Source organism: Sphingobacterium olei (assembly GCF_005048855.1).
Lineage (GTDB): Bacteria > Bacteroidota > Bacteroidia > Sphingobacteriales > Sphingobacteriaceae > Sphingobacterium > Sphingobacterium olei.
In genome coordinates, this window is sequence record NZ_SUME01000013.1 from 1 (window position 1) to 20497 (window position 20497).

The window sequence follows — 20497 nt, forward strand, 5'->3', positions numbered from 1 at the left end:
CGGATCAACTGGCACAGCGTGCGAAATTTGCACTTGGCGTAAGTTTTCTGTCACCGATCAAGGATCTGCTCAATCTGGGCTATTCGGATGCCCTACAGGGCCGCTCAACCGGATACAATAAAGCGCTTCAGCATCTGCTGGCGAATGGTATCATGGGCGATTATCCAAACCAGACATTGGATTATGAAGCGGTGGTAATCGCCAAAGGCGGGCTATCGAACCTAATGGGGGTGAGCTGGCAGGAGACCGCACCGCGGGAGGTATCCCTAAGCTGGACGGTAGAAACAAACCGTTTCAACGCATTTTCGGATGATGTGGTGATCCTCCTGATGTACAATAAGGAAAAGTCCTTTTTCAGTATCCTAGAATCGGGTACACGTGCAGACGGTTCGCTGGATCTGACCTTTCCGGAAGTGTATGCAGGGGATAATGTCGTTGGATGGGTATTCACAGGAAATCGAGATGGCGTGAAAACATCCAGTAGCTACTACCTAGGCGAAATCACTGTCAGTTAAGTGACTGGTGATTGGTGACTAGGGGTTAGGTGGAAGGAGTTAGAGACTAGATCGTCCTAACTCCTAAAATCTAACTCCTAATGTCTAATATCTCACATCTAAAGTCTCAAATCTCAAATCTAATATCTAATGTCTAATATCTTATGTCTAACACACATACACTCTATCTCCGACGGAAATACGGAGAGAAGGGTACAAACGGAACCATCACCTTTAAGGGTGAACACATATGCCATACAATCGAGTTACCATGGCGAAATAATTTACAACGGCTGAGCTGTATTCCGGAAGGCCGTTACAAACTGCAGAAGACAAAGTACTATAAGCACGGGGAGCAGATCGGAATTCCGGCTGTGCTTGGTCGCGAGGCGATACTGGTCCATGCTGCTAACCACGCGATGGAAGAGTTACATGGTTGCATCGCTCCGGTTACGACGCTCACTGGGGAAGGTACAGGCGACGACAGTCGCAAGGCTTTAGATAAGCTGAAAGCACTGGTGTACAGCCTGTGGGATATGGAAGCAGAAGTGTTTTTGGTGATTCGGGGGCAGGGGTTAGAGACTAGGGGTTAGGAGCTAGGGGTTAGGAGTTAGAGGTTAGAGACTAGGGGTTAGGAGTTAGAGATTAGGAGTTAGAACTGTTATTCTCGTCTTTGCGAGGAGCGTAGCGACGCGGCAATCTTTTGTCTTTTGCAAATAAGATCGCGTCACCCTCGTGCCTCAGGTTCGCGATGACGTTTTAACGGTCATACATCTCAAATCTAATGTCTCAAATCTAATATCTCATGTCTCACATCTAAAACAAAATGAAAAACATTATAAACAAAATAAGCCGGGCACTACAAGTGGTACTGCTGGCTCCAATCAAGTTGCCGGGAAAGGCATTAAACATTTTAAAATACGTAGCCGTAGGGCTGGGGATTATCGAATCTGTACTGGATAAAGGGGAGAAGGAAGCAGAAACCCGGGATCAGGAGGTGCCAGACGACATGTCGCAAAAAGCCGAAGGCGATGAGCAGATCCGGAAAAGCGATAAAGTGATCGTCGGTTACATCGATGTCGGCGAGGAATCAGAAGAAGAGGACGGAAGAAAGGAAAGCGATGAATAGCCACAGCGGTAGTATGTTTCCGACTTTAGGAGGTAGCTGTTGTAGCATTATGGGGCTAATTCCCTGGACGAATCTATTGCAAACTATGGTACTAGCTGTAGTCGGTACACTCGTCAGCTATCTGTTAACCCGGCTACTCCAGAAAAAGGGAAAGTAAGGAACAGGGATTAGAGGCGTTAGCCAAATTTAGAACGCTCTACTTTAAAAGGTAGGGCGTTTTTTAATGCGTTAGCAGCAATTGTGTGATTTAATTACGTAATATTTTGCTTTCCCAACATTATTTGGTGTCGTTTTTTCAAATTTAACAGCTAATTTCGTATCTTTAACATAAACAATTCTACGTATAAGATGAAGCAGCGCAAGATGGCAATGGTGGTGAAGCATGTCGATATGAACGAGGAAGATGCATCAGATGTTGCATATTGGTTAAATAAGACTGTATCTGAGCGAATAGGAGAGGTAACTAGGTTGCGACTAGCGTATTATCAATGGCTGCTTGGTGATTACCCCCAACATATTGAAAAAAGTGTTACGAAAAGAAAATTATGATTTTCGAACAAGAGCTAATGATTTTATATCGAATAAACGCGCAACGGGTAGAGCGAAAGATTTAGGAGATATTGAAGAAATTAAAAAAATAAATAAAACTGATAAAACTAAATAACTAAATGTAATTGTAAATTTCCTACCGATGGATAATTAGCTTCTTTATATTTTTTCCTATCTTCGCTAGCAGTGATTATGCGATTAACTTTAATTATGAATAAGACAGATTTTAGGAAGCGGAAACTTAAGGCCTATACACTTACGGAGGTATTGGTAGTGTTGGTTATCATCGGGATTTTGATTCTCCTGGCACTCCCCAATCTACTTCCTTTGATTACCAAAGCGAAAAGTACGGAAGCTAAGATGCAACTGCAACATGTGCAGACACTGCAGCAGAACCATTTTTACGAAAAATCGAAATACAGTGCTAACCTGGAAGAAATTGGCTTTATACAAGAAAAGCTAAGCACAGATGGCAATGACGGCAAAGCGAATTACCGTATAGACGTGGTGAAAGCCGATCACAATTCTTTCGTAGCACGGGCTACGGCGGTAGTGGATTTCGATGGCGATGGTACCTTCAACGTCTGGGAAATCGACCAGGACAAGAATTTACGGGAAGTGACCGCCGACTAGTGATTGCGATTATCTTAACGGTCGGTTGCCTGCTGGGCATCGCCTATGAAGATTTTAAGAATCGATCCGTTTATATCTATTGGTTTGTTGGACTCTTCATTTCTTTGTTATGGATGGTGTTGGAAAACGGCTCTTTCGATCAGGTAGCTTCCAGATTTGCTGTGAATATGGTTTTTTGTGTGTTACAGTTAGCCCTGCTCAATGTCTATTTTTGTTTGAAGGAACGGAAATGGATCTGGATTTTTGATCGTTACCTGGGATGGGGAGATGTCGTGTTTATCGCTTGTGTAGCGTTACTATGGGATCTGCCGGGATTTATCATCTTTACGATTGTTTCGATCGGGTTTGCCTTGCTGATTTATGTAATCGGTATGCGTAAGCAGACAGCCACTGTGCCATTGGCCGGACTACAGGCGATTTTCCTGATTATTTTGTTGTTTCTGGAATGGATTAATTTCCTATCTTTAGACAGCGTATTAACCGTTAAACTTTTTAGCTAGTATATCGACCAAATGTCCATCACAGTACCGTACATAGATTCTGCAATCGCCAACCGTATCCCACGGGCCTTGGCTCGGCACTACCGTATCGCTGCTATTGGGCTGGATCAGGACAAGCTCGTGTTATGTACGGATGCGGTATTGACCGGACCACTCGAAGAGGAGCTGAATATGGTACTGGATATGCCCTACGAGCTACAGCAGGTGGAGTCCGAAATACTGGATACTTACCTGCAGAAATATTATTTTGAAGAAACCCAAGGTGCATCTGCGGTAACGAAAGTACTTGCCTTTAATGCTGATTTTTTGGACCGCCTGATTATGGAAGCCAAACAGCTGAAAAGTAGTGATATCCATATCGAAAGCTTTGAAACAAAGGGACGTATCCGGATCCGAATCGACGGCATGATGGTGGAGCGGTATACCTTATCCAAAACCGATTATCCTGCCCTGATCAATAAGATCAAGATCCAGTCGAATATGGATATTGCCGAAAAACGCCTGCCACAGGATGGACGTATCAACTATACGCAGGGCAAAGAGCAGTTTGATATCCGCGTATCGGTATTGCCTACGCTGCACGGAGAGAAAGTGGTGTTGAGGTTGCTCAATAACAATGCAGGGGATGTGTTCCTGGATAAGTTGGGTATGTCCGCCGATGACTATGCCAATTACCTGCACGGAATCAAAAAGCCCAACGGGATTGTATTGATCTCGGGTCCTACAGGATCGGGAAAAACGACGACCCTCTACGCTACACTGAAACATCTCAATAAAGAGACAACGAATATCCTCACGATAGAGGATCCCATCGAATATACACTGGAAGGTATCAATCAGGTACAATTGCGCGAGAACATCGGACTTACCTTTGGTGCGGCGCTGCGTACCTTTCTACGTCAGGATCCCGACATCATTATGGTGGGGGAGATCCGTGATCCGGATACGGCAAATATGGCTATCCGGGCTGCATTGACGGGTCACCTAGTGTTGTCGACGATACATACCAACTCGGCTTGGGGTACGGTGTCGCGCCTCATGGATATGGGGATTCCCGGCTTCCTGATCGCGAATACCCTCAACACGACGGTGGCACAACGCTTAGTGCGCTTACTGTGTCCGAATTGCAAGGAGGAGCAACCCATTGAAAAGGGACTGTATCCCAAGCAGTTTATTCCGTACTATGCCGTGGATCGCCATGCGGTGCCCAAGGGATGTGCAGCCTGTTACTATACAGGTTATAAGGGACGGAAGGCAGTTTACGAGATTATCCCATTGGATCAGGACTTGGCCATGGAGGTAAAGAAAGGAAATATGCAGGTCGAAGAGCTGTTGCGCGAACGACAAATCAAGACCCTTGGGGAGAATGCATTTGACCTGTTTGCTAATCAAGAGACCAGTATTGAAGAAATTTATCCGCTACTATTTAATTATTAACCATGTTTGTGTCGCGATTTTTTATTATTTGTATATGCTTATTTGCCGCTGTTTTGGTCCATGCGCAAAGTGTCGATGACCAATATCGGCAGGTGGAGCAACGGTTGAATGCACTCACGTATTCTGTACCGGGCTTGCAGGAAAAGGTAAAGCTATCGGTTTCGGGTGCTTCACTACAGGAGTTTGTACGCGCACTTGCCGAATCCAACGGACTGAACATCAATATTGATCCAAATATCAACCATCAGATTGTCAATAATTTTCAGGGTGAAACGGCACTTAATGTATTGCTGTTCCTGAGCAAGACTTATCAGCTGGATATCAATGTGATCGGATCGATCTTGAGTATCTCTGCCATGCGCAATGCAGCTCCTGTTATTCCCAAGCGGGAGATTAAAGCTTCCTATAATGCGGCAGATAATACCTTGAGCTATGAGCTGAACAACGATACACTAGCTAGTGTCGCCAGAAAGATCGGAGAGGTATCGGGACGGAACGTGGTCGTACCGGTGTCCCTACAGGGCAAGACCGTATCGGGCTATATGACGGCATCGCCCTTTGATGTAGCCTTGGAAAAACTGGCGTATGCCAATAGCCTTCGTTATCATCAAACGACTGATGGCGTATATGTTTTCGAATCGCTTGTACCGGGCGAAGAGCTCTTTATCAACGACAGTCAGGAGACAGCGGTACGCTACCGGGGCAATAGCACACAAGGGATGGGTGGACAACAACCTGGCATGGGTGGCATGCAACAGGGGGGCGGAAACTTTACCGTTTACAAACAGGGAAATAGCGGCCCACAGGGTAAACTCTTTACCATACAGGCAACGCGCTCATCGCTCATTGACCTTATTAAGCGCGCGGCGGAAGATGCCGGTATAAACTACTTTATCTATTCGGATATACAGGGGCAGGTGAGCACCAGCGTGAAGGACATCACCTTTGATAGTTTCCTGTCGTCGATCTTTCAGGGTACACCATATACCTACCGGATCGAAAACGGAACCTACCTGATTGGAGATCGTAAGGTAGAAGGACTGCGTTCAAGCAAGATTATCCATGTGAAGAACCGTTCCATTGATACACTGATAGCGATGATTCCGATGGACTGGAAACGGGATGTAGAGATTAAGGAATTCAAGGAGCAGAATATGCTGCTGCTTTCCGGTTCGGGACCACAGATTGATGAGATCGAAATGCTGATTAACAAATTGGACAGGCTGGTACCCATGGTGCTGATTGAAGTGACGCTATTGGATATCCGAAAAGGAACAACAGTGGAAACAGGGATTTCGGCAGGCGTATCGGATTCTTTACGAACCGGAGGTACCTTGTTATCGGGTATGGATTTTACCTTCGGGGCAGGATCCATTAACCGGTTTCTGTCGCAGATCGGTAGTAATAATTCGTTCAATCTCGGCAGGGTGGCACCAAGCTTCTATGTTACGCTGAAAGCACTCGAAGCAAATGAAAATGTAGAGATGCGTTCGGTGCCAAAGCTATCCACGCTGAATGGACACGAAGCATCGCTGAGTATTGGTAGTAAGCGCTATTACCGTACAGAGACGCAGAATGTGATTCCCTCGTTGCAATCGCAGAATATCATTACTGAGCAGTTTACCGAAGTAGAAGCTAACTTACAGATAGACATCCGCCCGGTGGTATCGGCAGACGATCAGATCACCCTTAACATCAAAGTTGATATTACAGATTTTATTGGTACACCGGCAGAAAACAGGCCTCCACCCACATCGACCAGTAAATTTGAATCGATTATCCGGGCACGGAATGAAGATATGATTGTATTAGGAGGGATCGAACGATTGGAGAACAGCGACTCAGGTTCTGGTATCCCAATCCTGTCGCGGATCCCGGTACTACGCTGGATATTTAGTAGCAAGAAAAAGACGACGAGTAAAGTGGTGTCTGTTGTATTTATTAAGCCAACGATAATCTACTAGCGCTTAGGGGATGGAAGCGATACGCAAGCATTATAGAATACCGGCCGCTATCGGCATTTCCGCTACCTTGGGGTCGGAAGCGGATACCTATGCGCTTTCACATTTGCGGTTTGGAAAAGAAGGTATCGATCTGGTGTCGACAGAATCCTTCGTGCAGCTGGAAGACCTCGCATCGTATTGCCTTGCTGAACCTTCCGCGGCGGTTAGTCTTTACCTCGAAGGCAAGGGTATTCTCGTGAAGGAAATTCCGCGCACCGCTGATACTAAATGGGATGAGGAACTGATCAGCCAGATTTTTCCTCATTTTTCAGCCGATAAGTTTTACTATTCCTATTTGGAAGGAACTGAATATTTCTGGGTAGCTATCGCTAAACGGGATAGGGTAGATGGTATCCTCCTTCAACTTGAAGAAAGACAAATTGCTGTGGTGCAGCTTTTTATTGGACCTTTTGTATTCGACGCCATCCTCAAGCAGGTGAATACCTACAATAAGCATTACCTATTTGCAGGGCATGCCATACAGACGGATGAAGAAGGTGTATGGAATGCCTATCGGTACGATATACAGCAGCAGGCCAAGTTTCAGCTTAAAGTAGGCAATAGACCCATAGATGCACAGTACATCGGGTCCTATGCCGCTGCTTTTAATACATTGATGCACGAATTTGTAAGCGACCGAAGCCTGTCCATTGACAGGTTGACTGAACGTTTTCAGGAAGCGCTGGCGAAGATCCAGTTTAAGAACAATGGGTTATTGCTATTAGCCACGACTTTTATTCTTCTTATACTTAGCACGGTGTTGTACAGTTACTATTATAGCGAGAATGAGGTATTGTCGGCTAGGACTACGCAGCAGGCTTCTTCCCAGAAGGATGTGGAACAGTTGCAGCAGGAAATTGCACAGCAGGATTCCGTACTCAAGGAGCTTGGCTGGAACGGAGGCGTGAGCAAGGCTTGGTTATTGGATCAATTGGGGGTGTCGCTTAATGAGGCGCCTTATGTATCCCTTACCGATATCCGTGTCAACCCACAACCCGAGCGTAGAAGAGGAGCAAAGGTATCGACACAGGATAATCGAAATAAGATCGTACTGAAGGGGAAGTGTGCTACACTCGATGGCCTCAACCAGTGGGTGCGGAAGCTAAATCAGGAGCCATGGGTAGATCAGGTGCAGATCACCCAGTTTACCGAATCACAGGTCTTTGACGATGAGCAGCAGGTATTTTCGTTGGAAATAATCTTTAGCTATGATGTGGGATAAGCTAAACTATAGATCCAAAAATAAGTTGCTGATAGCGGCCGCCGTGCTGGCATTTATCATCTGTTGGTGGCTGTCGTTTTCGAAGACTTTTTCGGAGATAAGCAGAAACAATCAGCTCACCCGGGCTGTAGGTGCTTCAGGCGTACAAGGCGACCAAGCCTACCAGCTGCAAAAGAAGGCCGCCAAACTGGATACCCTTATCCAGCATTACAGCATGGACTCCATTGCATTCGAGAATAACTTTCTTCAGGATGTAAGCCTTGCGATCGAAGGCCTGTCCGTCAAACTCAGTTACGATGGCAGCAGGCAACCTACCGAAAAACCTGCCGCCGTACTGCAAAAGGAAATTATCCTACAAGGAAAATACAGTAATATCATCAAAGCGGTAGCTGCTTTGGAGAAAGTATACTTTGTGAGCAGTGTAGTGTATCAGAAGGAAGGGTATCGGGTGGTGCTGGGGCGGGTGGTTCAGAGAAAGTTCTAATTGGGCGAGATTTTTAGATGAGATTTTTGTATTATCTGATCATTTTTTTTAAAAAGTATTTTGATTGCTTGTTTTTGTCATAATCGTTTTTTAATTTTAGTCACATGGTAACCTAATACGAATTAGCAGCGTCAATTATGCCGTAATACCGTTTACATATAAGAAAGGAAAGTCCTAATCCTAAAAAAGGAAAAGAAATATTATTCGTTTTTTGCTAAGTATTTCGTCTTGTTAATTTAAACGGCGTTTACTTATGTGAAAATAGAATTAAACTGAACAAAATTAACCGATATTACTATGAACGGTATCCGATACCTTTTTTCTATTGCCATTATGTGCTGTAGTTTATATGCTTATTCACAGAATAAAGTAGCCACTCCGTCTGCAAATAATGCAATATCAAATGCTGGCGGGGCAGCCAGTGAGGTCAGCGTAAACCTGTACACCGGTACGGCGAATGTAGGGATTCCCCTTTTGTCCTTGCCTAGTCAATCAATGGCCATCCCTGTTTCTTTGCAGTATATTGGAGGGAGAGGAATAAAAGTGCAGGACTATTCTGGCGAAGCTGGGCTAGGATGGAAGCTCTCAGCAAGTTCCATTACCCGTATAGTTAGAGGGTATCCTGATGATCACGTGGGTATTTATAATCAAACACTAAATTATTGGCAATTAGGTGGCTATCTTAACGGTAAGATTGGAAGTGTGAACGTAGCTTCTTATATCAAAAATGCATACAACACGAATACGTTGGAGAATATGCATACGATGTTGAATCTAAAAGGTACACCAGGTGATGTCGTTCCTACACAATATATCGATTCTGAACCTGATCTGTTTCAGATCACAACCCCCACTTTTTCGCTCAGTTTCACGTTCGATGAAAATGGCAATCCCGTATTTCAGACATTGGGCACGAATGTAAAAATAACGCATTCCAATTTCTTCCCCAGCTCGAGCGACAATTCTTCTTTTAAAGTCTTTGACGGGCAGGGAACCGAATACTATTTTGGTTCGACAGCTAGCGCGAGGGAAATGCACACCACAAAACTAAATAATAGCAACCGTACTTATATATCTACCTGGTACCTGGACAAGGTCATCAATACTCTGACCCATGATACCATTACCTGGCAATACATCACTGGCTCTTCTGTAGCTATTGATTATTATTCCTGGGGAGCAAATGTAAAGATCAGGAATTCCGACAATGCTATTGTTGATAAAGATACAACCGGGCTTGAATCAAATACGATGACCATTGTGCCAAAATACGTTTCCAAAATAGAATCAAAACTGGGCAGTATTGAATTTCTTTATAATTTACCATTTACGAGAAGTGACTTTCCTAATTATAAAGGATTAACATCTGTACGTTTAAAAGATAAATCAGGCATCCTCAATAAAGAGTTTAGGTTTGTCTATCAGAACGGTACACGTTTAATGCTGTCTGCCATACAGGAAGTGGATGTCAAGAACAGCACCGTAGTGCCTTATAGGGAATTTGTATATCATACCCGATCGTTGCCTGCCCGCTCTTCCTACCATCAGGATTTCTTTGGCTATTACCGTAATATATCGTCCAGTATAACTTTAGAGCAGGTTACTTTAAACTCTATCTCGTATAGGGAGGCCTTGTCGAATCCAGACTATGCCAAAGCATCGGTTTTGACAAAGGTGGAATATCCGACAGGACTGGAAGTAGCCATTAACTATGAAATGAACCAGTTCCTGTCGCCAAATAGTTCCAGCAACAGATACGGAGGGGGCCTTCGCGTGCAGTCGGTCAGTTCCATTTCCCAGCAGGATACACTTACCACAAGTTATAGTTATACTTTTAACGGTGAATCGTCGGGGCGTGTCCTTTCGGAGTCTTTCGATAACTTAGGCGCATTTAATTTTGATGCACAATTTACCTACGTAAAGTTTTTCTCTCATATCCCAGCGCTCTTCCATGATCTAAATGGGATATTTTTGGGATATTCAAAGGTTAAAGTGGTGATGCCGACCCAAGATTATTCCGTGCATAATTTTAGTAATCACGATACGGACCTACACGGTAACTTTTACAGGGACATGGTGAATGTTAGGTATACGGGACCAGTCACACAATGGTCGGGAAGTAGTACCGAGACTATTTATTCTAGTATCAGCAGGGCTAATAGGAGAGGGCAGCCACTCAAAGAGGAAAGCTTCAATAAGTTTGACCGCTTGATGTCGTCCGTTGAATATGAATACCACAATACACAATCCAACGAATTACGGTCTTTCGGCGTAACGGCATATTATTTTGGATATCCTCAGATTTTTAGAACGCTCTATTATACAAGACCGGAGTTCTTCTATCTACTCAAGAAGACTACAAAGGAGTATGTCCAACATAATAACTTGCCCTTGACAACGATTGTCAATTACGAATATAACAACTATAAACTGCGAAAGACATCTACAGTAAACTCGAAAGGAGAAAATATAAGTAACAGTTTTTACTATTCATCTGATCTAAGCAGTATTCCCCGTCTGGAAACTGGTGAACTGAGCAACATCACCAGTCTGGTAAATACTTATCACGCAAAAGACCTGCCTGTGCATACCATATCCGAGAATGTCACTAGGGGTACAAGTAATGAAAGCCATATTATTTATGACGCGATGCCGCGTAAGAAGAAGGAACGGGCCTATCGGAACAATGTCTTAAAGGACGAGGTGACCTATGAATATGAGGCAGGAGGACACCTAAGTTCGGCAAAAGAGGCCAAAAGTACAGCCGTGTCCTATGCTTATGACAGTGAAGGACGGCCGCTCGCAGAGATCAATCACGCACAGGCGTTATATCCTTCCAATATCACGGTACGGCCCACAAAATACTATGAATTCTTCTATGACGGTTTTGATGGGGCCAGCACCACGTTGGCATATTCGGGCAAAGGGTCAAAGACCACTCCTTATACCGTGCCATTTGTCAGGCCCAATACCAGATCCTATTTAATTGATTACCGCTATTATCAGAACGGAAAGTGGCATTATGTAAAGAAGCCGTATACTAATGGTCTTATTATTAATGAAGGATCACATGTGGATCAGGTGCGGGTTTATCCAGAAGAATCGGCGATAACGACATATACGTATCAGTCGTTAACCGGCATAAGCAGCGAAACGGATGCGAATGGAGTGACTGTTTTCTATGAGTACGATGGGCTGGGAAGGCTGTCTCTCGTCAAAGACAAGGATGGATATATCCTGAAAACCTATTGTTATAATTATGCTGGGCAGGTAGTCAATTGCAATCCAGCTGAAGTTAATAATCCGGTTGATCCCAATCCACCAGTTGATCCTAACCCGCCAGTTGATCCCAATCCTTCGATTTTAGATATTTTTGATTCGTCTTCAGGCAGAAAGATGGCAACAATCACTTCCGGTTCCACGAATCCGAATGATTATTCCTTTTCATCTTTTGAGTCTGCTACATATGGCAATCCAGGGTCGGGTTTTGAAGCACACAATTTTCACTTTTCGCATACCGTCGCATCTGTAGGGATAGATTATTACCATGGATCTCAGGCACTGGATATCTATAGCCCATACAATGGATTTATCGGTACGGGAAATGTATTGGATCCCAATAAGCAGTACATATGTATGTATTGGTACACTCCTTGGTCAGCTTGGGACGATGGTTACATTCGTGTCAAAGACTGGTTCACGGGGCAAAGTGAATTCAACGTCTTTTTCAATGAGGAAACAACGGTCGATGATTTTATGGTTTATCCGGACGGCAGTCAGGGATATGTCTATATCTATGACGAATTCGGTAACGTAGCGGAAACCGTTCCATTTTATTAAAAAATTATTGACCACATGAAGATATCGATTATACAAATATACTGCTACCTGTCCCTGCTACTTGCAGGGCAGGCGCTGAGCGCTGCTGGGCAGAGCGATACACTGAATGCCCACATCCAATCTACGGTCCCGATTGCGCCGGTGTCTACGGCACAGGCTGTACCGCAGGGAGGCATGATGCAGCCGCTTTCTTCCGGCTTACCCGTGGTCAGCTACGGATCGGCGCGGAACTTTGCCGTAAACGAGCAGATCGACTGGTCACCGACCAACAGCGGTGGTGCCGCCACTTTTTCGGTCACGGTGGAGCAGACACTTACCTCAGGCTATTATAATCCATTGAATACGGCGAGTGCTGCCGACGGTACACTGTATATCACCAATACGGGCTACCATTCGATCCTTAAGCGTACCGTAGCCGGTGTACAGACGGTATTTGCCGGGGGCAACAGTACCGCCTATGGCTACGTGAACGGTACGGGCACAGTTGCCCGTTTCCGCCATCCGAGCTTCCTGGCGGTGGATGGCTCGGGCAATATTTTTGTTGCCGACCAGCAGAACCACCGTATCCGCAAGATCACCCCGGCAGGTGTGGTAACCGTATTCGCGGGCAGCGGCAGCATAGGCTCTACCAACGGTACGGGCACGGCTGCTTCGTTCAATTATCCGATGGGGCTCGCCTTCGACGGCTCGGGCAACCTTTATGTAGCGGATGCCTACAACCACCGTATCCGCAAGATCACCCCAGCAGGTGTTGTAAGCACGTATGCCGGGAGCGGTACGTTGGGGCTTCAGGACGGAGCGCTTTTGACCGCCCGCTTCAACCATCCGATGGGGCTTATCTTTGATGGCAACGGAGACCTGTATGTTACCGACCGTAGCAACCATGCGGTACGCAGGATCAGTTCCGGCCAGGTAATGACCGTTGCCGGTAACGGTACCATCGGTAACGTGGACGGGCAGGGGAGCGCTGCACGGTTCAACTATGCCAACAATCTGGTGGTGGAGAACGGCAACATTTACATGGTCGACATGCAGAACCATTCCCTGCGTTACATTTCCCCCTCGGGCTATGTTACGACGGTCTCAACAGGAGGCCAGTTCACCAATCCCTACGGTATCTCCCGTACGCCGGATGGCAAATACCATATTACGGAGAACACCTCCAACCGAATCAAGAAAGTGAATATACAACCGGCATATAACATTAGCCCCGCACTTCCGAATGGGCTTACATTTGACCGTTCTACGGGCAAGATAAGCGGCAAGCTAGCGGAGGTTACGGTTAGCCAGAACTATACGGTGACGGCGCGTAATGCCAGCGGTACGGCCACCTCGATCCTTACGTTTTCAGTGGGCGGTTCGTCCGGAGGTGGTTCCAACTTCGGCAGCGGTGATCGGAACTATATTCTGGAGACAGTACCTAAACATCCATATAAGACTATCCAGGCAATGGCGGGGAAACCTGTTGATTCAGTGAACCACCATATACAGTACTATGATGGTATGGGCCGAACAATGCAGACAATAGCATGGCAGGTCAGTCCCACCAAAAAGGATTATATCAGTCATCACAGGCCAGATACGACAGGAAGACTGTCGGTCGGTTTCTTACCTTATAGTATCTCAAATAGCAATGGCGCTTACAGGTTACAGGCTGAAACAGAGCAGCTTTCTTTTTATACACTATCAGGTTGGGAAACCAATAAAATTGTACAGAACACGGCTCCGTTCAGTGTGAGTAAACTACATGATGGCAACGGAGAGCTTGTGCACGAAAGTGGATCGCCCGGAGTGGCCTGGCAACCAACGAGTCCCGGACTTCAGGGCGAAGTCAACAATACCGTCAAGCAAAGAAGCTATCTGAACAGCAGCGAGTCGCCTCTCAATAATACGCAAGTGGTTAATAGTGTTGCACGCTTTAAGGTGACGAGTTCTTCATCGGGTAATACGCTGGAAGTGGTTGGTCGCTATCCCAACCAGACGCTGGTAAGACAGGTAACACGAAATGAAAATCTGAAGTCTTATAACCAGAACGGAAGGCACGAAACATTCAAGAACAAGGAAGGTCAGATCCTAGTAGAAAGAACCGTAGGTCGTATTGATGGAAATCCACGGATGTTCACCACCTACTACGTATATGACGATAATGGGAATCTCGCTTATATTCTTCCTCCCGCAGCGGAACCGGACTATCTCGTTCCTGATATTGAAGCGTTAAACAAATGGTGCTACCAATATCGGTATAATGACCGTGGATTGCTTATAGAAGAACGAAGCCCCGGACTGGAGCCTGTCTATTACGTTTATAATGCAAAAGATCAGTTGGTCGCTACACAGGATCCCAAGCAGCGTGTAAGCCACGAGTGGTCCATTGTGAAATACGACGTTCTTGGAAGACCTGTTGTTAGTGGCTTTTGGACAAATAACAATACGGCTATATCTAGGGCGAACCTGCAGACGCAGGTGACTAACCATACCGTTCTTTTCGAGACCAGAAACACAAACGCCGCTACGCATGGCTATTCGAATACCGCATGGCCTACAGCTGGCGGGATGTCGTACACGTTGGTCAGTTACTATGACAACTATTCCGTTGTCGGGCTTCCGGCTAACTTAAATTATACCGCGATTGCGGGAAAGACCAGAATGGAGTACCCTTCGCGTTTGGGGACAGTCACGAAAACATGGACGGACGAATCGGCAGGGGCGGTACTGTGGACAGTCAACTATTACGATGATTTTGCCCGCTTGCTGCAGTCCAAATCTACCAATCATCTCGGAGGCGTGGATCAGGTGAACAACAATTACAATTTCGTGGGCGAACTGGCCAGCACGACACGGATCCATTCAGGTTCCGGAGGCCAACAGGTTACTGTTACGGACAGTCATGTATACGATCATGCTGGCAGATTACTGGAAGTCAAACAGAAGATTAATGCGTTAGAGGAGATAACGCTCGTATCGTATACCTATAACGAACTGGGAGAACTGGTGGACAAAAAGCTACATAAGCGTCCGAGTCAGACGAAGTTCCTGCAGAGCGTGGATTACCGGTACAACGAACGGGGGTGGCTGGTTGCCATCAACGATCCGGGGCTGGTTGTGGGTTCTGACTTTAACGACGGGGATGCCGACAGCAATCCCGATCTCTTTGGTATGAGGTTGTCGTATAATACGGATCCGATAGCTCCTCAATACAATGGAAATATTGCCTCTATGCAATGGAAGACGAGCAAAGTGCCCTCACAGGACGTTGCACCTCCGCAGATGGGTTATCAGTACCGGTACGATGACATGAACAGGATGACCATGGCCTTGTCAGAGAAGAATGGCACGGTAGATAATGCTCATAGTGAGTACCTAAAGTATGACATCAACGGCCGGATCAATTCCCTAGGGCGCTATGCCTTTACCGGAAATGCCAAACGGCAGATAGACAGCCTCACCTATAGCTATGATGGATACCGTAGTACCAAAATTGACGACATCAGTACGGAGGCTGTAGCTGTAAAGAACCTGGGTTATCACGATAAGGTGCAGCAGCCCATAGAGCATACATATGACCCGAACGGAAATATGATAGGCGATCTGGGCAAGGGGATCAGCATTACCTATACCCGGCGCAACATGCCCCGGACCATTACCTTTGGCACTAACCATAAGCTCGACTTCCTGTATGACCATACAGGCAAAAAACTCAAGGCAACCTATACGAACGGTGCTGCAGTATATACCATTGATTATATAGACGGCATACGTTACGAGCAGAACCAGCTCGTATATCTACATACTGCGGAGGGTCGTGCACGTAGAAACGGAAGCACCTATACATACGAATACGATCTAAAAGACCATCTGGGCAGTGTGCGGGTGACATTTAGACCTGACCCGGGCGATGCGACGCAGACCACGGCGCAAGTATTGCAGCAGAACAGCTACTATCCGTACGGTATGCCAATGTATGGCGATGCGGTCAATAACCTGAATCTGGCTTATGTATCCGGAGAGAAGAGTAAATTTCTGTATTCAGATAAGGAATTATACGATCAGGGCGGATTAAACTGGTTTGACCATGGATCACGTATGTATGATCCGGCTATCGGGCGTTGGTCGGCAATGGATCCGGCAGAACAATTTGCGAATCCTTATCTGGCGATGGGGAATAATCCGACCATATTTATGGATCCGAATGGAGAATGGATTCATTTGGCTATTGGAGCATTTATTGGGGGAGTATCTAATTGGTTGTCGAACGGTGCGCAATTTAATGCAAAAGGACTCGGTTATTTCGGTGTAGGAGCAGTTGCCGGAGCTATAGGAGCTGGTGTAGCAGGAGGAGTGAGTTCTGTATTGGCAGGAGCAGGTAGTTCCTTCGGAGCGGGCTTCATGGGAACAGGTGCGGTAGCAGGAACTAGTTTTATTAATGGTGCGACAATTGGAGCCTCTACGGGATTGACTTCAGGACTAATAGGAGGAACAGGAAATGGTTTGATCGAAGGCAAAACTTTTTCACAGGCTTTTGGAAGTGGATTAAAAACTGGGATGTTGGGAGCTGTTTCAGGAGGAGTTCTAGGTGGTCTTGCTGGAGGGGTGCATGCTTCTGTAGATGGACGTAGGTTTTGGGATGGAGCGACGGTCAACGATGTTGTTTTGCATGACCAAAATATAGTAGCTGTCACTCAGAATGGACGGAACAATTGTCTGCCTGCATCTGCAGAGTCGATAGACAGATCACTAGGTGGGAATTCAACTCAAAATTATTGGAGAAACATTGCAGGTGGAAATGCAGATACAAACCCTTTGAGAGATGCAGATTTTTGGTTGAATAGTTATGGAAACAATACTAACTATACAGTGACGGGGACTAGTAGTCAATTAAGTAACGCGTCAATTATTAGAAGTTTTTCTTCGGGTAATAGTGTTGCTTTTACCACCAATACAGGGGGAGCGGTAGCTCATTCCGTAGTTCTACAAAGAGTTACTGAAAGGACTATTACAAAGCTGACCGGAAGGATTATTAATCAATATATATATCGGGTGATGGATCCCGCATTCGGAAGTTTCAGGAATTTAACCACAGGAACCACCCAAAATCTTAATAATTTGCTTAATGTTTTTTATATTAGATAGCTATGAAGTCTGTTTTTATCTTGATAATTTTGTGTTTAGTTTCATTACGTGTGTATTGCCAGTTTTCTTATGAAAAAAAAATTGACAGTGTAGCTCTTCTTCAATATGAAGAGTCTCTGATGGAAATTTTTAAAAAAAATATTAAGCGATTTAAACACCTTAAAAAGGAACAGCCGCAGCGTTTTGTTCACCTTTTTACAATTATACCTGTTTATCCGGACAAACCATTTTCGCAACAGGTCAAAGATAAAGACTTTGTATTTGTTTATTCTCTTGATGACAATGGGAATAAACAGATTGCAACTACTTCTAGCTATTTGTTGAATTCGAAAAATCAACTTATAGGCGTATTTGGTTATAATCAGTTCTATAATGTGTTTTACGAAGGTGAATTATTACGAATGTACAAAGAAAATAAAGTGCTTGAATTGTTGTCCAACAATACTTACGATACGATTGCTTACCTCGATGGATCTAGCTCTGAGTTTTTAATAGCATTCAAAGATAACGAAATTGTCCTGTTGAAGGTAGGAAAAGAAAAAGTGGAGGAGTGCCCACTAGATGAGGTAAGTTCAAAACGTGATGAGAAAGAGTAATAGTGATGAGAAAGAGTAATAGCTATTTAATTCTTTTAGTGCGAGTATATGCAGTGCTCGTGCTTAATAGTGAAAAGCTCTTATCCTGTATGTACGGAGAAAATACAGAATACGGGTCAAGAGCATACCCTGTTTTTTGTAAGTTTTGCTATATTGTAAGGACTGGATTTATTTGTTTGGAACGAGTATAGAGGGCTTTTGGATAGTAAATTACATTATGGATAACACCTTAAAATGTATTTTATTCTTTTGTATAGTCCTTTTTAGCGGGTGTGATACAAATAAAGGACCTTCTTTGTCTGATAGATTTAATGTTCAGATCGAATTGAGTCCCTGGCTTACATTCGACTATCATTCCCGTGTTTTAAAACTGGAGTTCAGAAAAGATGACATATTGATAGATACAATTCGGTTTACGCAAGAGGAAGACGTTGGTATTAAAAAATCTTTTGAAAAAAACTGTATCGCTTTGATTGAGGGAGAGTATCGTATAGGGACGCCTCGAATGTATCCGTCTGACGCTATTCTGATGAAAATTTACAGAGATACTCGTGTCATATCTATGTTTCATTGTGTGCCTGACTATAAAGGAGTTAACGATATTGAAAAAAGGATTGCATCGTTCAATAAAGTTTTAGTTGATATTATAACAGAAAAAGAGGAATATAAAAAGATGGTGCAAGAATCCATGGATCGACAGGAAAAATACCATCAATATCTATTTTAAGTTAGTTTATAGTCATTTCTAAAAACTATTACTCATCTGGAACATCGGTAGGTACATAGCGATCAAAATCAACCCCACAACCAGTCCTAAAAAAATAATGATCAATGGCTCAAGCACCGTAGAAATAGTGGAGGTCTTGTATTCCACTTCCTCGGTGAGTTGGGTAGCAATCTTATCGAAAAAGAAATCCAGTCTATTTACTTCTTCACCTACTTTGATCAGCTGCACAATCTTACCGGGATAGAAATCAAATTTTGCCAAACTGTTGTGCAGACTCTCACCGTGAAGGATAAGATCTTCGGTCTGCAGCAGGGATTGTTGAATGGGATAGAAATCCGACATCTGCCGTACCAGCTGTATGGCCTGCAACAAGGGGGTATTTGTGCTTACCAGCAGCCGCATCGTATTGGCAAAGCGCGCCAAATGGATCTTACGGATAATGTCGCCAGCAACGGGAAGCTTCAAGAGTATGGTAGATGACCACTTGCGGTACCATACCTTCTTTCTGCTGCTGTATAGTCCAAAGGCAATTACGGCAAAGAACAACATGGCCCACCAAAAGGTTTGATCTAAAAAATTGGATACATCGAGGATAAAGCCGGTAATCCAAGGCAGCTCTCCGCCAAATCGGGTAAACACATCGGCGAACATCGGTACCACAAACTTAAGCATAAAGAATACTGCCCCCATAGAGGTACACAACACGATCAGCGGATAGGTGAGAGCGGATATTATTTTGCGTCGTTGCGCAATCTTATTTTTATAATAATCGGCCAGCTCTTTGAGCACTTCGCCTAACTTTCCGGTTTCTTCACCGATCTGTATGCTATAATATTCGTAATCGCTAAATTTCCCTCTTTTTTTGCGTAAGGCCTCGGAAAGGGGATCGCCCTGCAATACCTGCTCCCGGATTTCATGGAAGAGCTGCCCTTCTTTTGTTTTTTTTTGATCGATAAGCACCAATTCGAAGGCGGTCTTCAGATCGACTCCGGATAATAAAAGCATACTCAGCTCGATGTAGAACTCTTCTTTCTTTCGGTCGCCCAGCTGCTTACTGCCAAAGCTGATATCTTTATTGAGCAATGCCAACAGATCAAACGAAGGCGCCTTTTCGGACGAAACTGCTTTCTTCTTTTTATAGGATGAAATATCAATCTGCGACATAGGCTCTACTCGATGGGAATAACTCCAGTTAACTGTAGGGATGAATATTGTTTGTATATATGTAAAGGTACGGTTTTATCGTCGATCTGCAACGGAATGGTATACGACTGGATCAGGTTGCTTTCGAAATTTCCGCTGGATACAAAATCATACTGGGGTATGTCATAGCTGATCAGAAAGCTGTCGGTACGCAATGCATACTGCTCGCGGAGGATAAGGGAATCCAGAAAGGTATAATCGATGTATCCTACGGAATCTTTAAGACGCAATACCGCTTGATCTAAAAATATGCTGTCGGCACGATAGCTGTCTACCTTGATACGGTGCCGGAAAAGATCAACGGAATACTGATCTCTTTTTTTGATCTGCTGATCGGATAGTAAGCGGTTAAAGGTTGAAAAGGCGTAATAGGCAAATGCGCTTAATATCGCAACAAGCAACATCGCTATGGTTACTTCCAGTAGGGTAAAGGCGGCTAATTGATGTCGATGGTGTCGCATGCGTAAAAATAAATATAAAGCGTGTAATTTAAAGTTTTTTTGTTTTCATTCGTCGAGAAAGATTGCCACGTCGTACCTCCTCGCAATGA

General features: G+C 44.7%; 17 protein-coding genes. 15 read left to right on the plus strand and 2 right to left on the minus strand.

Features of this window, described 5'->3' with window-relative positions; translation table 11 throughout:
• The 15 genes from FAZ15_RS22595 to FAZ15_RS21330 form a co-directional block, all read left to right on the plus strand.
• The coding region (locus tag FAZ15_RS22595) for a DUF6266 family protein (RefSeq protein WP_162305023.1) at nucleotides 1-515 on the plus strand (515 nt) is incomplete at its 5' end.
• 143 nt (nucleotides 516-658) lie between these two features.
• On the plus strand, nucleotides 659-1087 hold the full coding sequence (locus FAZ15_RS21270) for a DUF5675 family protein (RefSeq protein ID WP_136903393.1): 429 nt from the start codon (nucleotides 659-661) through the stop codon (nucleotides 1085-1087).
• Between the two features lie 233 nt (nucleotides 1088-1320).
• Nucleotides 1321-1623 carry a hypothetical protein gene (locus FAZ15_RS21275; RefSeq protein WP_136903394.1) on the plus strand — a complete coding sequence of 101 codons (303 nt, stop codon included), beginning with the start codon at nucleotides 1321-1323 and terminating at the stop codon, nucleotides 1621-1623.
• Nucleotides 1616-1780, plus strand: coding sequence for a hypothetical protein (locus tag FAZ15_RS22600; protein ID WP_162305024.1), 165 nt, complete (start codon nucleotides 1616-1618; stop codon nucleotides 1778-1780). Before FAZ15_RS21275 ends, FAZ15_RS22600 begins: the two co-directional genes overlap by 8 nt.
• A 191-nt stretch (nucleotides 1781-1971) precedes the next feature.
• Nucleotides 1972-2172: a hypothetical protein gene (locus FAZ15_RS21280; RefSeq protein WP_202912465.1), complete on the plus strand. Its 201-nt coding sequence runs from the start codon at nucleotides 1972-1974 to the stop codon at nucleotides 2170-2172.
• 210 nt (nucleotides 2173-2382) lie between these two features.
• Nucleotides 2383-2805, plus strand: coding sequence for a type IV pilin protein (locus FAZ15_RS21285; protein ID WP_136903395.1), 423 nt, complete (start codon nucleotides 2383-2385; stop codon nucleotides 2803-2805).
• Nucleotides 2805-3305 (plus strand): hypothetical protein, encoded by a 501-nt coding sequence (locus FAZ15_RS21290; RefSeq protein WP_136903396.1) that lies wholly within the window; start codon nucleotides 2805-2807, stop codon nucleotides 3303-3305. The genes FAZ15_RS21285 and FAZ15_RS21290 overlap by 1 nt, the downstream gene beginning before the upstream one ends.
• Before the next feature lie 12 nt (nucleotides 3306-3317).
• Nucleotides 3318-4742 (plus strand): GspE/PulE family protein, encoded by a 1425-nt coding sequence (locus FAZ15_RS21295; protein WP_136903397.1) that lies wholly within the window; start codon nucleotides 3318-3320, stop codon nucleotides 4740-4742.
• A gap of 2 nt (nucleotides 4743-4744) precedes the next feature.
• The gene (locus FAZ15_RS21300) at nucleotides 4745-6706 is read left to right on the plus strand and encodes a secretin and TonB N-terminal domain-containing protein (protein ID WP_238387338.1); all 1962 of its coding nucleotides are present in this window, start codon (nucleotides 4745-4747) and stop codon (nucleotides 6704-6706) included.
• A gap of 10 nt (nucleotides 6707-6716) precedes the next feature.
• Nucleotides 6717-7967, plus strand: a complete 1251-nt coding sequence (locus FAZ15_RS21305; protein ID WP_136903398.1) for a hypothetical protein — start codon at nucleotides 6717-6719, stop codon at nucleotides 7965-7967.
• Nucleotides 7954-8451, plus strand: a complete 498-nt coding sequence (locus tag FAZ15_RS21310) for a hypothetical protein (RefSeq protein ID WP_136903399.1) — start codon at nucleotides 7954-7956, stop codon at nucleotides 8449-8451. The genes FAZ15_RS21305 and FAZ15_RS21310 overlap by 14 nt, the downstream gene beginning before the upstream one ends.
• 297 nt (nucleotides 8452-8748) lie before the next feature.
• Nucleotides 8749-12291 (plus strand): RHS repeat protein, encoded by a 3543-nt coding sequence (locus FAZ15_RS21315; RefSeq protein WP_136903400.1) that lies wholly within the window; start codon nucleotides 8749-8751, stop codon nucleotides 12289-12291.
• A gap of 15 nt (nucleotides 12292-12306) precedes the next feature.
• A complete protein-coding gene (locus tag FAZ15_RS21320) occupies nucleotides 12307-17421 on the plus strand; it encodes a DUF6443 domain-containing protein (RefSeq protein ID WP_136903401.1) in 5115 nt (1704 codons plus the stop codon).
• A 2-nt stretch (nucleotides 17422-17423) separates the two neighbouring features.
• Entirely contained in the window at nucleotides 17424-18017 is a 594-nt protein-coding gene (locus tag FAZ15_RS21325; RefSeq protein WP_136903402.1) for a hypothetical protein, read from the plus strand.
• Between the two features lie 295 nt (nucleotides 18018-18312).
• Nucleotides 18313-18744 (plus strand): hypothetical protein, encoded by a 432-nt coding sequence (locus FAZ15_RS21330; protein WP_136903403.1) that lies wholly within the window; start codon nucleotides 18313-18315, stop codon nucleotides 18742-18744.
• Nucleotides 18745-18762: 18 nt separating this feature from the next.
• Here FAZ15_RS21330 and FAZ15_RS21335 read toward each other — a convergent pair whose 3' ends face one another.
• Nucleotides 18763-19908, minus strand: coding sequence for a type II secretion system F family protein (locus tag FAZ15_RS21335; RefSeq protein ID WP_136903404.1), 1146 nt, complete (start codon nucleotides 19906-19908; stop codon nucleotides 18763-18765).
• Nucleotides 19909-19913: 5 nt separating this feature from the next.
• A complete protein-coding gene (locus FAZ15_RS21340) occupies nucleotides 19914-20408 on the minus strand; it encodes a prepilin-type N-terminal cleavage/methylation domain-containing protein (RefSeq protein ID WP_136903405.1) in 495 nt (164 codons plus the stop codon).
• Between the last annotated feature and the right edge of the window lie 89 nt (nucleotides 20409-20497).

Coding starts and splice junctions, on each gene's coding strand:
- FAZ15_RS21270 (WP_136903393.1), top strand. CDS start 659: ATGTCTAACACACATACACTCTATCTCCGACGGAAATACGGAGAGAAG.
- FAZ15_RS21275 (WP_136903394.1), top strand. CDS start 1,321: ATGAAAAACATTATAAACAAAATAAGCCGGGCACTACAAGTGGTACTG.
- FAZ15_RS22600 (WP_162305024.1), top strand. CDS start 1,616: ATGAATAGCCACAGCGGTAGTATGTTTCCGACTTTAGGAGGTAGCTGT.
- FAZ15_RS21280 (WP_202912465.1), top strand. CDS start 1,972: ATGAAGCAGCGCAAGATGGCAATGGTGGTGAAGCATGTCGATATGAAC.
- FAZ15_RS21285 (WP_136903395.1), top strand. CDS start 2,383: ATGAATAAGACAGATTTTAGGAAGCGGAAACTTAAGGCCTATACACTT.
- FAZ15_RS21295 (WP_136903397.1), top strand. CDS start 3,318: ATGTCCATCACAGTACCGTACATAGATTCTGCAATCGCCAACCGTATC.
- FAZ15_RS21300 (WP_238387338.1), top strand. CDS start 4,745: ATGTTTGTGTCGCGATTTTTTATTATTTGTATATGCTTATTTGCCGCT.
- FAZ15_RS21305 (WP_136903398.1), top strand. CDS start 6,717: ATGGAAGCGATACGCAAGCATTATAGAATACCGGCCGCTATCGGCATT.
- FAZ15_RS21310 (WP_136903399.1), top strand. CDS start 7,954: ATGATGTGGGATAAGCTAAACTATAGATCCAAAAATAAGTTGCTGATA.
- FAZ15_RS21315 (WP_136903400.1), top strand. CDS start 8,749: ATGAACGGTATCCGATACCTTTTTTCTATTGCCATTATGTGCTGTAGT.
- FAZ15_RS21320 (WP_136903401.1), top strand. CDS start 12,307: ATGAAGATATCGATTATACAAATATACTGCTACCTGTCCCTGCTACTT.
- FAZ15_RS21325 (WP_136903402.1), top strand. CDS start 17,424: ATGAAGTCTGTTTTTATCTTGATAATTTTGTGTTTAGTTTCATTACGT.
- FAZ15_RS21335 (WP_136903404.1), bottom strand. CDS start 19,908: ATGTCGCAGATTGATATTTCATCCTATAAAAAGAAGAAAGCAGTTTCG.
- FAZ15_RS21340 (WP_136903405.1), bottom strand. CDS start 20,408: ATGCGACACCATCGACATCAATTAGCCGCCTTTACCCTACTGGAAGTA.